Raw genomic sequence first — 13,110 nt, 5'->3', positions numbered from 1 at the left:
AAAGGGCAAGCCGGTTTCTTTTATTTTGTCTGATTCGGCATGAGACACAAGATCAATGCGTGAAAAGGGCGTATGAACGGGAAGAAGAGGAGAGAGCTTGCCACATTAAACAGCAGGCTGAAATGCGCAATCTGCTGGGCAGGAGAGCTTGCGAGAAGGACGACAACCTCTGTGATCAGGGCGAGAAACGGGAGGCATAAAAGAACCCCGAGCACATTAAATACGACGTGTGCATAAGCCGTTTGACGTGCTGCGTAGCCTCCAGATATCGCAGCCATCACAGCCGTAATACATGTCCCAATATTGGATCCTAACACAAAGCTGATGCCTTCCTGAAGTGCCACAGTTCCCTCATTCATAAATCCCATTAAAATACCGATACAGACCGAGCTCGAATGAACAATCGCTGTGAAAATGGTACCCGAAAGCAGCGCTGTCCAGTCTGAATGCTGCATCATTTCAAGAAAACGCAATGTCTCAGGCTGGCTTGTCATCATCCCTGCAATTTTCGAAAAGCCTTGTATGCAAAAAAAGATCATCCCGAGCCCAAATAAACTTTTTCCTGCATGTCTAAAAGATGTCCTGCCAAAAAGGATGCATACAAGACCGGCTATGATCAAAACCCACATGAAGACATCCATTTTAATGGCGATAAATTCTGTCGTAAACGTTGAGCCGATATTGGTTCCAAGAATCATTGGAATCGATTTTTTAAAAGAGAGAATGCCAGTACTGACAAAGCCGATGACGATGACCATAAATGCCGAACTGCTTTGTAGAACCCCTGTAAATACAATGCTGACCAAGAATGCTTTTACCGGGTGATCTGTAAAGAGAAGAAGTGATTTCTCAATACGAGACGACGCAAGCGCCATTAATCCTTTTCTCAGCAAACCCATTGACCATAAAAAAATGAAAATAAGTGCACAAAAATAAATGATCGCCATCATAGAAAAGTCCTCCTCTTACCAATGAATATATGGACTTGTCTACCTGCTCATGACGAAAATATATTTCCAAATCACTTAGTTGACCTCACACAAGGCTTATATTATAATGTCTAGGTACATGTTTTGCATGTATATCTTTTTTTAATGCAGTCGATTGGTGTATTCGGAGGGAGGGAAAGAGAATGTCAAAAACGGTCGTTAGAAAAAACGAATCGCTTGAAGATGCTCTTCGTCGCTTTAAACGCAGTGTATCCAAAACTGGAACATTGCAAGAAGCAAGAAAGCGTGAATTTTATGAAAAGCCTAGCGTAAAGCGTAAGAAAAAGTCTGAAGCTGCTAGAAAACGTAAATTCTAAAGAGGGTGGATTTTATGAGTCTTCTTGAGCAATTAAATTCTGATATGAAGCTTATGATGAAAAACCGTGAGAAAGACAAGCTTGTTGTCATTCGTATGGTAAAGGCTTCGCTGCAAAATGAAGCAATTAAGCTTAAGAAAGACAGTTTGACCGGCGATGAGGAACTAACCGTCCTTTCCCGCGAGATTAAGCAACGTAAAGACTCCCTCCATGAATTTTCGAAAGCTAATCGCTTAGATTTAGTAGATAAAGTTCAAAAAGAGATTGACATATTAGACGTTTATTTACCTGAACAGCTTTCTGAAGAAGAACTGCAAACGATCGTGAAAGAAACGATCGCTGAAACAGGTGCTTCCTCGAAGGCAGACATGGGTAAAGTCATGAGCGCTATTATGCCAAAAGTAAAAGGTAAAGCTGATGGAGCTGTCATTAACAGACTTGTCAGCGAGCAGCTGTCTCAATAAAAAAGTATCCTTCTATTGTTAGAAGGGTACTTTTTTTATGCCCTCATGATTCTGTCATATAAAAATGAAACCTATGATACATTTGTAACGTATGTAAAGGAACAGTAAAATGGAAGAAAGAGAGGAGGGATCACCAAATAGATGAAAAAAATAAAAATTTCTATTGCTCTTTTCAGTTGTTTTATAATATGCTTGTTATTAGGGGTTCAATTGACCGCGAAATCAGCAGATCAGAAAGTTCATGTTATCCCAATTGAAGATACAGTAGAAAAAGGACTTTCTAAATTCATTGAACGATCGTTTGAGCAGGCAAAGTCGGAGCGGGCGAAGCATATTATTCTCGACATCAATACACCGGGTGGTGCAGTCGATGCAGCGCTTGAGATCGCAGATACCATTCGTGCTTCCGATATCCCAGTGACAGCGTTTGTCAATCATAGAGCGCTTTCAGCGGGGGCATTCCTTGCATTAAATGCCGATCAAATTTATATGACCCCGAATGGAAAAATGGGGGCTGCTGCGATCATTGATGGAGAAGGCAATGCTGCCGATCAAAAATCTGAATCTCTATGGCTTGCTGAAATGAGTGATGCTGCCGCAAAGCAGGGGCGTGATCCAAAGTATGCTCTTGCCATGGCGGATGTAGATATAGACGCAAAAGAAGCTGGTGCACCAAAAGGAGAATTGCTCACCTTCAATACAGACCGGGCGCTTCAATTCGGGTATGCAGAAGGGGAAGCAAAAAATATGGATGACTTGCTACAGAAGCTGAAATTACAAGACGCTTCTGTTCAATACGATGAAGTGAGCTTTGCTGAAAAGGTTGCGCGTTTTCTTACGCACCCAATTGTCATTCCAATCCTTTTATCCATTGCAAGCTTAGGGTTAATTGTTGAGCTCTATTCTCCTGGCTTTGGGGTCCCGGGCACCATGGGAGTGACAGCGCTTCTTCTATTCTTTTATGGTCATCTCGTGGCAGGTTTTGCAGGATATGAGACGTTGTTCCTGTTTTTAGCAGGGATTGCACTCATCATTCTGGAATTGTTTTTGCCAGGGGGAATCGTAGGTGTCATTGGACTGATCTGTGTCGTTGTCAGCTTATTTTTAGCAGCTGGAAGCTTTACAGAAATGGCGATTTCCATCTTGATTGCCACTGCTGTTTCAATCATAGCAGTTATTTTATTGACAAAGGTGTTGGGGAAACGTATGAAATTCTTTAAAAAGTTCATTTTAACCGATTCAACCAATAAGGAAAGCGGTTATGTCTCAAATGAAACAAGAGAGGATCTTGTTGGACAAATCGCAGTGACAGCCACTGCACTGCGTCCATCTGGTACGATCGTATTCGGAGATGAACGCATTGATGTTGTGTCAGAAGGTGCATTTATCGATAAGGATGAACAAGTAAAAATTGTGAAAGCGGAAGGCTCACGCATTGTCGTGAGGAAAGTATAGATATACTGATTTTAGAGGAGGAATAAAATGGATCCATCTACTTTACTATTATTTGTGATTATCGCAGCAGGTTTGATTGTTCTATCGATCTTTTTCACCTTTGTCCCGGTGATGCTGTGGATTTCTGCCCTAGCGGCTGGCGTAAAAGTGAGCATTTTTACACTTGTAGGAATGAGACTGCGCCGAGTGATTCCAAACCGAGTGGTCAACCCGCTCATCAAAGCACATAAAGCAGGTCTTGATGTGACGATTAACCAGCTGGAGAGCCACTATCTTGCAGGTGGTAACGTGGACCGAGTTGTGAACGCATTAATTGCAGCTCAACGCGCGAATATCGAATTGAACTTTGCCCGCTGTGCAGCCATCGACCTAGCAGGCCGTGACGTACTTGAAGCCGTTCAAATGAGTGTAAACCCTAAAGTCATTGAAACACCATTTATCTCTGGTGTTGCGATGGACGGGATTGAAGTCAAAGCAAAAGCACGTATTACAGTTCGTGCAAACATCGACCGACTTGTCGGTGGTGCAGGGGAAGAAACGATTATTGCCCGTGTAGGTGAAGGGATTGTCTCTACAATCGGTTCATCAGATAATCATAAAAAGGTTCTTGAAAATCCTGATATGATTTCTCAAACGGTTCTTGGTAAAGGATTAGATTCGGGTACTGCATTTGAAATTCTCTCGATTGATATCGCAGATGTTGATATCGGTAAGAACATCGGGGCGATTCTGCAAACAGACCAAGCAGAAGCAGACAAAAACATTGCACAGGCGAAAGCAGAAGAACGCCGCGCAATGGCTGTTGCACAAGAACAAGAAATGCGTGCGAAAGTTGAAGAAATGCGCGCGAAAGTCGTTGAAGCAGAGGCTGAAGTACCACTTGCAATGGCTGAAGCATTACGTGAAGGCAATATTGGTGTCATGGACTACATGAACATTAAGAATATCGATGCTGATACGGATATGAGAGATTCATTTGGTAAAATGACAAAAGGTCCATCTGATAATGAAAACAAATAAGCATCCTCTCACGCTTTAAGGAGGGAGCCCATTGGACATTCTATTTGAAAATCCGCTACTAATTGCGATTATCATCGGTATCATCTCTGCCGTCTTTGGGAAAATCGGCAAACAAGAGGAGAACGAAGAGCAGAATCAGCAAAAGAAGCCCGCTCCTCAGCGTAAGCCGGTGCCCCAAAAGCAAACAAGGCAAACAAATCCAGATCCAGTTGTGACGGATCAGCTGGACGATTTCGGCGATGTACATGATCATGGCGGGATGAAGAAAAAAACTTCTCAATCCTTACAAGATCGCTATACGGCTACACTTGCTGAAATGGAAGAAAGAAAAAACGAGCTGAATAAAGAATTTCAATCGCTTGAAAGAGAACTGACAAGGCCAAAGGCTGCATCTGCTGAAGTGAGGCCAAAAATCATTGAGAAGCTCAACCAAGATACAATTGTTCAAGGAATGATCCTCGGAGAAGTATTTGGAGAGCCGCGCGCGAAAAAGCCGCACAGAACGATGAAACGGCCATATAAAAGATAAAGAAGAAAGTCCCCTTCAAAAAAGGGGGCTTTTTTTTGCCTGATGACGATTTTTCATAAAGAAAATGCTGAAACGGTTGTTTTACGGGATTCATTAGCATGATATGAACCGCTGAGGAATAGGATGATATAGAGGCTTTCTCATCAGTCTCACCATCTTTCAGTTTGATCTCATACACATGAGGTGGGAAGGGGTTCTTATTGAATGGGAAAAAGAAAAAATCGACTTAAAGCATGGCTGACAAGAACACTTGAAATCCCTCCAGACGTGATGATGGATCTTCCCCGTATTACGATGGTTGGCAGACTCCACATTTACATAGAGAACCATAAAGGGCTTTTGCTTTTCAGTGATCAAGAGGTAAGGCTGATGCTCAAACAGGGACAATGCATTATTTCAGGGAAAGATTTTGTGATTAAAACGATTTTGCCAGAAGAGATTTTATTAGAAGGGAAAATCGATGAGGTCCGTTATATTGATTCTTAACTGACGGAGGGGAGAAACGTGAAGAATAAATGGTTCGCCTATTTTATTGGCAGAGTGGAAGTGGAGATCAAAGGGAACGGCATTGAGCGGCTTATCAATGAGTGCACGAGACAGGGGATCACAATGTTTCAAGTGAGCCGCCGTCAAGACAGCGTGCGCTTATTTATTCGCTTATCAGATGTACATGCCTTCAGAAAAGTACGCAGGCATCATGACGTGACATGTTCATTTCATCAAAAGAAGGGCTTTCCGTTTCTACTCCTTTGGTCAAGGAAGAATATCGGATTTACCCTTGGGATTGTGTGCTTTCTAGTGACGATATTGGCGCTTTCAAACATGGTATGGAAAATTGATATTAAAGGAGCCAACCCGGAAACTGAACATCAAATGAGAAAGCATTTAGACGACATTGGGGTGCAAAAAGGCCGTTTTCAGTTTCTAATGGGAACACCTGAAAAAATTCAAAAATCCCTCACAACCAATATTCAAAGCATCACATGGGTCGGCGTTGAACTAAACGGCACAACATTTCAAATGAAAGTTGTGGAAAAGAATGAACCCGAAAAAGAGAAATACACGAGTCCTCAGCATATCGTCGCTAAGAAAAAGGCTGTCATCACGAGAATGTATGTCGAAAAAGGGGAGCCGCTTGCCGCGGTTGATGAACATGTAAAGAAAGGGCAGATGCTTGTCTCTGGACTCATTGGCAGCGAAGATCAGCAAAAAACGGTAGGAGCCAAAGCGAAAATCTATGGTGAAACGTGGTATCGTTCTGAAGTTTCTGTCCCTCTTCGAACATCTTTTGACGTCTTTACGGGTAAAATGAAGACAAAGCACAAGCTCTCCGCATTTGGAGGCTCACTGCCATTTTGGGGCTTTTCTTTTAAAAAGGATGATTTTAAGCAGCCAAAAACAGAAACAGAAGTTCATCCCCTTCATTTCTTAAACATGCAGCTCCCATTCTCTTATGAAAAGGAAATCACACGTGAAAGTGAGAAAATAAATCGAGAATACACAAATAAAGAAGCGGTTCAAGCAGGGATTAAAATGGGTAAAAAAGAATTAGAAGAGAAGCTAGGTCAAACAGGAGAGGTGAAAAGTGAAAAAGTTTTGCACGAGACAACAGGGAATGGTAAAGTTAAGTTAATCATCCTTTACCAAGTAATAGAAGATATTGTTCAACCAACACCTATTGTTCAGGGAGACTAGAGAATGACAGAACATTTACTTGAGATTCAACAAAAATTGGATAGCCCAAACGAAGCGATTGCTTTATTTGGCAATCAAGATGCTTATCTGAAACTAATGGAAAACGAGCTGAACGTCTCCATTATTACGCGTGGAGAAAAAGTGTATGTTTCTGGTGAAGAAGCATCTAGAGAAACAGTAAGCCGTTTGATCACATCTCTTTTACATCTCATTCGTAAAGGAATTGAGATATCTGAACGGGATGTCGTCTATGCTATTAAAATGGCGCAAAAAAACAAGCTGAATTATTTTGAAAATATGTATGAAGATGAAATTACGAAAAATGCCAAAGGAAAGTCGATCAGGGTGAAAACAATCGGCCAGCGGGAATATGCTGCGGCGATGAAAAAAGATGATCTGGTCTTTGGAATTGGACCTGCTGGTACAGGGAAGACGTATTTGGCAGTCGTCAATGCGGTACATTCACTGAAAAATGGACATGTGAAACGGATAATCCTGACAAGACCAGCTGTTGAAGCAGGAGAGAGTCTGGGCTTTTTACCAGGCGATCTAAAGGAAAAAGTAGATCCTTATTTAAGACCACTATATGATGCCTTGCATGATGTGCTTGGCAGTGATCATACGGAACGATTAATCGAGCGCGGCGTGATTGAAATAGCGCCCCTTGCCTATATGAGAGGCCGGACGCTAGATGATGCATTTGTTATTTTAGATGAAGCGCAGAATACAACGCCTGCTCAAATGAAAATGTTTTTGACGAGACTTGGGTTTGGCTCTAAAATGGTCATTACAGGAGATATTACACAGATTGATCTGCCAAAGGGCATGCAGTCAGGTCTTGCGGCTGCAAAGGACATGCTTGCAGAGATCAAGGGAATCTCATTTATTGAATTAGACCAGACAGATGTGGTCAGACACCCGCTTGTGGCGAAGATCATTGGCGCATATGAAAAGCAAAAATGAACTGAGTGACCCGATCGTCTTTATCGGGTCATTTTGTTTCGATCGTGGTTTAAAGTAAAAAAGGAGGTACTTTCCTTGAGAAAGAATCAAAAAGGCAGTAAGCGCAAAAGACTGCTGTCTAAAAAAGAACCTCAGAAAATGGAGCGCTCACGTTATTTAAATGTTTTGCTGTACGCTGGTTTAGCAGCCATTTTATTCGTGGTGCTCTTCTTCCATGTAAAGCCTGAATCGCTCGACTTAGATTTGTTTTCAGTGAGCGAACAGACCATCTATTCTCCGTCAACCGTTGATGATCAAGAAGCGACAGAAGAAAAGAAACAAGAAGCAACAGATCAAGTAGAAGATCAATATACGCTCAAAAAAGCGTATTCTGATAATCGCGTAGACCTCATCTCATCCCTCTTTGAAGCCATTAAAGAAGAGAAGAAAGCAGCTGATGATAAAGAGAACGCGCCATCAGATCAAGAAATGGTCAAGCGTGTCAAAGAAAAGCTTACAACAGATATGCAGGAGGCTGTTTCTGATCAATCAATCAAAGCGCTGCTCCAGGCAAGTGATGAAAATCTCTCTTTTACTAAGGATTCCATCATCACAGTGGTGAATTCACTGATGAGTAAAGAAATCACAGCAGCGAAATTACAAGATGAGAAAAAACAAGTTAAAACAGAGCTTGAAAACAATTCGATTCCATCAAAATACTTAAATGCAGCGAAAGAAATTGGTGAATTTGCGATCATTCCAAACTATGTATTTGACCCAGTGGCAACAGAGAAGAAAAGACAGGAAGCGGCTGACAATATTCAGCCCGTGCAAATTAAGCAAGGACAAATCTTAGTTGAAGAAGGAGAGCTCATTGACCGGGAAGTTTATCGCAAATTAGAACTGACCGGACTGTTAAACAGCTCAAATTTATTTAAGCCTGTCAGTGGTCTTTTTATATTAATTGGCCTTTTCTTAGCTGCGATTATTCATTCCCTTGAATCTAGGAAAAAATCGCTTGTCCATAAGAATAAGTCGTTACTGCTCTACTCGCTTATTTTCACGATTATTTTAATTATCATGGAAGTGTTCAGTCTCTTTCAGGAAACGAAGTATACGACGATAGGTTATGTTGTGCCAGTAGCACTTGGGACGATGCTGATCAAACTGCTCATTAATGAGCGGTTAGCGATATTCTCCGGTCTTGTATTTGCTCTTTGCGGTAGTATGATGTTTAATCAAGGAGTAACCGGTGTCTTTAACTATGTAATCTGCGCTTATTATCTGATGAGCGGGATGGCAGGTATTTTATTTTTAAGAAAACATAATGCAAGATCAAAAATATTGCAGGCCGGGCTTTTGGTGGCATTGGTGAATGTACTTGTGGTTTTATCCATTACACTAATCCAAAACTCTTCACCATCAGGTCTTGAAATCGGTGTGAATCTCTTGATGGCAATTGTGTCAGGGTTTGCATCATCTATCTTGGTCATTGGGTTAATGCCTGTTTTTGAGAGCATGTTTGGCATTCTTTCAACAATGAAACTGATTGAATTATCCAATCCTAATCATCCGCTGCTCAAAAAGATTTTAACCGAGACACCAGGTACATATCATCATAGTGTCATGGTGGCGAATTTAGCGGATGCTGCATGTGAAGCAGTCGGTGCAAATGGTCTTTTAGCAAGGGTCGGCGCTTATTATCATGACATTGGGAAAACGAAAAGACCGCAATACTTTATCGAAAACCAAATGAACATTGATAATCCGCATGACAAGCTTTCTCCTCAGCTGAGTAAAAATATTATTATTGCCCATACGACAGATGGCGCTGATATGCTGAGAGAAAAGAAGTTTCCAGAAGAGCTTGTCGACATTGCAGAACAGCATCACGGGAAGTCACTTTTAAAGTTCTTTTACTATAAAGCAAAAGAGCGTGATGATCAGGTGACAGAAGAAGAATTTCGTTACCCTGGTCCAAAGCCGCAATCAAAAGAAGCAGCGATTATTTCTGTGGCTGACAGCGTTGAAGCGGCGGTTCGTTCGATGCATAATCCAAATCCAGAGCGAATTGAAAAGCTTGTCAAAGGTATCATTTCAGATAAAATGCAAGACGGGCAATTTAGTGAATGTGACCTGACATTTAAAGAATTAAATATTATCAGCCAAACGATTTGTACAACATTAAAGGGGATTTTCCATTCTCGGATTGAATATCCAGATGCCCCGAAGCAGAAGGTGAAGTAAATGACAATGTTAATCGATTTAATAGATGAAACAGGACAAGTAACAAAAGAGCAGCTTGAAGAAGTGGAAAAGCTTCTTCAGTTTGCTGCAGACGCCCTTGAGGTTAAGGATCAAGCGGAAGTATCAGTGACAATTGTTTCGAATGAAGAGATTCATCAAATCAATAAAGAATACCGCGGAAAAGACGCGCCAACCGATGTGATCTCCTTTGCACTTGAGGAAGAAGGAGAAGGGGAAATTGAAATCATTGGAGCTGATGATATCCCGCCTGTACTCGGTGACATTATCATTAGTGTGGATCGAACGAAAGAGCAGGCGGAGGAATATGGACATTCCTTTATGAGAGAGCTTGGATTCTTAACGATTCATGGCTTCCTTCATTTGCTCGGTTTTGATCATATGACAGAGGAAGATGAAAAAGAAATGTTCGCCAAACAGACAAAAATCTTGGATGATTATGGCCTTTCGAGATCATCGTAAGAAAAGAAGGCCGCTCGCCCGTTTTTTTCGGAGTTTTTATTATGCATTTAGAGGAATATGGCGAACTTTCTTGAATGAACGGAATTTTCGATTTCACACAGTCGCAGCCATCATCGTGGTGATCTGCGGCTTTTGGTTTCATATTGAACCATTTGAATGGCTGATCGTTCTTCTTCTATGCGGGGGGATGTTTGCGCTTGAACTTGTCAATACAGCCATTGAACATACAGTGGATCTGATGACAGAAGAAAGGCATCCGCTTGCAGAGAGAGCGAAGGACGCTGCGGCAGGCGCTGTTTGCGTTTACGCCGCGATTTCGGTTATGATTGGATTGATCATCTTCTTACCGAAGATCATGCAATAGAACAATATTACTATTTATTAACATTTTTAGAAATGGGCGTGAAAATGTCACGTGAATTATGTAAAATATAAATGTGACAGTGGTACCATTTCTTCTGAAAGTGGGAACTAGGAATGAACAAACAAGAGTTGATTTCAGAAGCAGTCAAAGCAAGAGATTTTGCATATGCACCCTATTCTAAATTCAAAGTCGGTGCAGCATTACTGTCGAATGATGGAAAAGTGTATGGCGGCTGCAACATTGAAAATGCAGCATATGGTATGTGTAATTGTGCGGAAAGAACAGCACTTTTTAAAGCCTATTCAGAAGGCACTACATCTTTTCAAATGTTAGCAGTGGTGGCTGATACAGACCGGCCTGTTTCGCCGTGCGGCGCATGCAGACAGGTCATTTCAGAGCTATGTGCACCTGATATGCCAGTGATTCTAACGAACTTAAAAGGACATATATACGAAACAACAGTAAACCAACTATTGCCAGGCGCATTTTCACCGGAGGATTTAAATGACTAACGAAAGCTTCAAATCAGGATTTGTATCAATTATTGGAAGACCAAATGTAGGGAAATCAACTTTTCTTAATCGTGTCATTGGACAAAAGATCGCTATTATGAGTGATAAGCCCCAAACGACACGAAACAAAGTGCAAGGTGTCCTGACAACAAACACATCACAAACGATCTTTATCGATACACCGGGGATTCATAAACCTAAGCATAAGCTTGGTGATTTTATGATGAGGGTGGCTCAAAATACACTGAAGGAAGTCGACCTGATCTTGTTTATGATCAACGCGCAGGAAGGCTATGGCAAAGGTGATGAATTCATCATTGAACGACTTAAGCAAACATCTACACCGGTGTTCCTTGTCGTGAATAAAATTGACCAAATTCATCCAGATGAACTGTTCCTGTTAATTGATGAATACCACACGCGTTATCCATTCAAGGAAATTGTGCCAATTTCAGCTCTTGAAGGAAACAACATTGACACGCTTCTTCAGCAGATTGAAGGTTATCTTCCAGAGGGCCCTCAATTTTATCCGGCAGATCAAGTAACAGATCATCCAGAACGGTTTATTATTTCTGAATTAATTCGTGAAAAAGTGCTGCATTTAACGAGAGAAGAGATTCCGCACAGTATTGCGGTTGCGATTGAATCGATTAAGCCAGATGAAAATGGCAAGATCCATGTTGCGGCAACCATTGTCGTAGAACGTGATTCGCAAAAAGGGATCGTCATTGGTAAACGAGGCAGCTTATTAAAAGAAGTGGGACAAAAAGCGCGTAGAGATATTGAAGCACTTCTAGGCTCAAAAGTGTATTTAGAGCTTTGGGTCAAAGTTCAGAAGGACTGGCGTAATAAATCCACTCACCTGCGTGACTTCGGATTTAGAGAAGACGAATATTAAAAAATCGCTGCATTTGTCAGTAAATCTGACCATGGTGCGGTTCGATTAGTAAAAATTGTTTATCATGAAATGGAGGTAGCCTGGTCAAGATAAAATTAATATGTTGGATGTAGCGTTGCTGCTTCTAATAAAGAAAGGTGGGGTTTTTATGTTGAATTTTACATGGAACGTATTTTCACAAACAGGAAGCGTTGACACGTATCTGCTTTTCAAAGAGTTAGAAAAGGAGAACCTGGAAAGACCCGATGTACTTGAAGAAGAAATAGCACGATTTGATTTTCCAATCTTATAATTCTTGACCCCCTCCAGAGCTCGGAGTGTAGACAAATGCTCATTAAAAGTGAAGGAATCGTCCTTAGAACAACAGATTATGGCGAAACAAACAAAATTGTCACGCTGCTCACTAGAGAACATGGAAAAATTGGCGTGATGGCAAGAGGCGCTAAAAAATCAAACAGCCGCCTGTCAGCTATAAGCCAGCCGTTTTTATACGGCACCTTTCTCATCCAATCATCAACAGGACTTGGAACGCTCCAGCAAGGCGAAATGATTGAAAGTATGCGGACCATTCGGGAAGACTTATTTCTGACCGCATATGCCGCATATATGACGGAATTACTTGATAAAGGGACAGAAGAAAAAAAGCCAAACCCTTATTTGTTTGAGCTTCTGCTCCAATCTCTGCGTCATCTCAATGAAGGCACAGATGCTGATATTATTTTATTTATCGTAGAGGTCAAAATGTTATCAGTGATGGGGATGAAGCCTGAACTGGATCAATGTGTCCACTGTGGTCAAAAAGAAGGGCAGTTCCATTTCTCGATAAGAGATAACGGATTCATTTGCCAAAATTGTTTTTCGAAAGATCCATATAAACTGCCCTTATCCCCCGCAGCTGCAAGGCTGCTCCGTTTGTTTCATTATTTTGATTTATCAAGGCTTGGTCAGGTTGATGTGAAGCCGCAGACGAAACAAGAAATTCGTCAAGTGCTTGATCACTACTATGACGAATATTCCGGCCTCTATTTAAAATCAAAAAAATTCATGAATCAGATGGAATCCATGAAAAAGCTAATGAGTGACGAAAACAAAAGTTGACATCTCCCATGACTTTTTGTAAGATCATCTAAGATAAAATATGTTGCATTGACAGAAAGAAGTACTTACGTAAAATCCATAAAAGCGACCTTAGGGCGGT

At 41.3% G+C, this 13,110-nt stretch carries 16 protein-coding genes; 15 read left to right on the top strand and 1 reads right to left on the bottom strand.

Features of this window, described 5'->3' with window-relative positions:
• Positions 1–20: 20 nt before the first annotated feature.
• The gene (locus ACLGGR_RS12225) at positions 21–950 is read right to left on the bottom strand and encodes a Na/Pi symporter (RefSeq protein WP_410973138.1); all 930 of its coding nucleotides are present in this window, start codon (positions 948–950) and stop codon (positions 21–23) included.
• Between the two features lie 182 nt (positions 951–1,132).
• Between ACLGGR_RS12225 and rpsU the strand changes: the two genes are divergently transcribed.
• The 15 genes from rpsU (at position 1,133) to recO (ending at position 13,010) form a co-directional block, all read left to right on the top strand.
• Positions 1,133–1,306 carry a 30S ribosomal protein S21 gene (gene rpsU / locus ACLGGR_RS12220; RefSeq protein ID WP_003152957.1) on the top strand — a complete coding sequence of 58 codons (174 nt, stop codon included), beginning with the start codon at positions 1,133–1,135 and terminating at the stop codon, positions 1,304–1,306.
• Positions 1,307–1,320: 14 nt separating this feature from the next.
• Positions 1,321–1,770: a GatB/YqeY domain-containing protein gene (locus tag ACLGGR_RS12215; RefSeq protein ID WP_041086254.1), complete on the top strand. Its 450-nt coding sequence runs from the start codon at positions 1,321–1,323 to the stop codon at positions 1,768–1,770.
• A gap of 141 nt (positions 1,771–1,911) precedes the next feature.
• Entirely contained in the window at positions 1,912–3,225 is a 1,314-nt protein-coding gene (locus tag ACLGGR_RS12210; RefSeq protein WP_142945464.1) for an NfeD family protein, read from the top strand.
• Positions 3,226–3,252: 27 nt separating this feature from the next.
• A complete protein-coding gene (floA, locus tag ACLGGR_RS12205) occupies positions 3,253–4,245 on the top strand; it encodes a flotillin-like protein FloA (protein WP_024423026.1) in 993 nt (330 codons plus the stop codon).
• A 31-nt stretch (positions 4,246–4,276) separates the two neighbouring features.
• Positions 4,277–4,774 carry a hypothetical protein gene (locus ACLGGR_RS12200; RefSeq protein WP_142945463.1) on the top strand — a complete coding sequence of 166 codons (498 nt, stop codon included), beginning with the start codon at positions 4,277–4,279 and terminating at the stop codon, positions 4,772–4,774.
• A gap of 204 nt (positions 4,775–4,978) precedes the next feature.
• Entirely contained in the window at positions 4,979–5,260 is a 282-nt protein-coding gene (yqfC, locus tag ACLGGR_RS12195) for a sporulation protein YqfC (protein WP_012010618.1), read from the top strand.
• Positions 5,261–5,278: 18 nt separating this feature from the next.
• Entirely contained in the window at positions 5,279–6,469 is a 1,191-nt protein-coding gene (gene yqfD, locus ACLGGR_RS12190; protein WP_041118008.1) for a sporulation protein YqfD, read from the top strand.
• 3 nt (positions 6,470–6,472) lie between these two features.
• Entirely contained in the window at positions 6,473–7,432 is a 960-nt protein-coding gene (locus ACLGGR_RS12185; RefSeq protein WP_041118006.1) for a PhoH family protein, read from the top strand.
• 114 nt (positions 7,433–7,546) lie between these two features.
• A complete protein-coding gene (locus ACLGGR_RS12180) occupies positions 7,547–9,658 on the top strand; it encodes an HD family phosphohydrolase (RefSeq protein ID WP_410973168.1) in 2,112 nt (703 codons plus the stop codon).
• Entirely contained in the window at positions 9,659–10,138 is a 480-nt protein-coding gene (gene ybeY, locus ACLGGR_RS12175) for an rRNA maturation RNase YbeY (protein ID WP_142945460.1), read from the top strand.
• Positions 10,116–10,502, top strand: a complete 387-nt coding sequence (locus ACLGGR_RS12170) for a diacylglycerol kinase family protein (protein ID WP_142945729.1) — start codon at positions 10,116–10,118, stop codon at positions 10,500–10,502. The genes ybeY and ACLGGR_RS12170 overlap by 23 nt, the downstream gene beginning before the upstream one ends.
• 113 nt (positions 10,503–10,615) lie before the next feature.
• The gene (locus ACLGGR_RS12165) at positions 10,616–11,014 is read left to right on the top strand and encodes a cytidine deaminase (protein ID WP_251216511.1); all 399 of its coding nucleotides are present in this window, start codon (positions 10,616–10,618) and stop codon (positions 11,012–11,014) included.
• The gene (gene era, locus ACLGGR_RS12160) at positions 11,007–11,912 is read left to right on the top strand and encodes a GTPase Era (protein ID WP_410973137.1); all 906 of its coding nucleotides are present in this window, start codon (positions 11,007–11,009) and stop codon (positions 11,910–11,912) included. The genes ACLGGR_RS12165 and era overlap by 8 nt, the downstream gene beginning before the upstream one ends.
• 148 nt (positions 11,913–12,060) lie before the next feature.
• Positions 12,061–12,204: a YqzL family protein gene (locus tag ACLGGR_RS12155; RefSeq protein ID WP_003217288.1), complete on the top strand. Its 144-nt coding sequence runs from the start codon at positions 12,061–12,063 to the stop codon at positions 12,202–12,204.
• Positions 12,205–12,239: 35 nt separating this feature from the next.
• Entirely contained in the window at positions 12,240–13,010 is a 771-nt protein-coding gene (recO, locus tag ACLGGR_RS12150) for a DNA repair protein RecO (protein ID WP_142945458.1), read from the top strand.
• Positions 13,011–13,110: the final 100 nt, after the last annotated feature.

This window comes from Bacillus sp. BD48, from assembly GCF_046566805.1.
Lineage (GTDB): Bacteria > Bacillota > Bacilli > Bacillales > Bacillaceae > Bacillus > Bacillus safensis.
The sequence above is the reverse complement of the archived record's forward strand: the minus strand, read 5'-3'. Positions and strand labels throughout refer to the sequence as shown.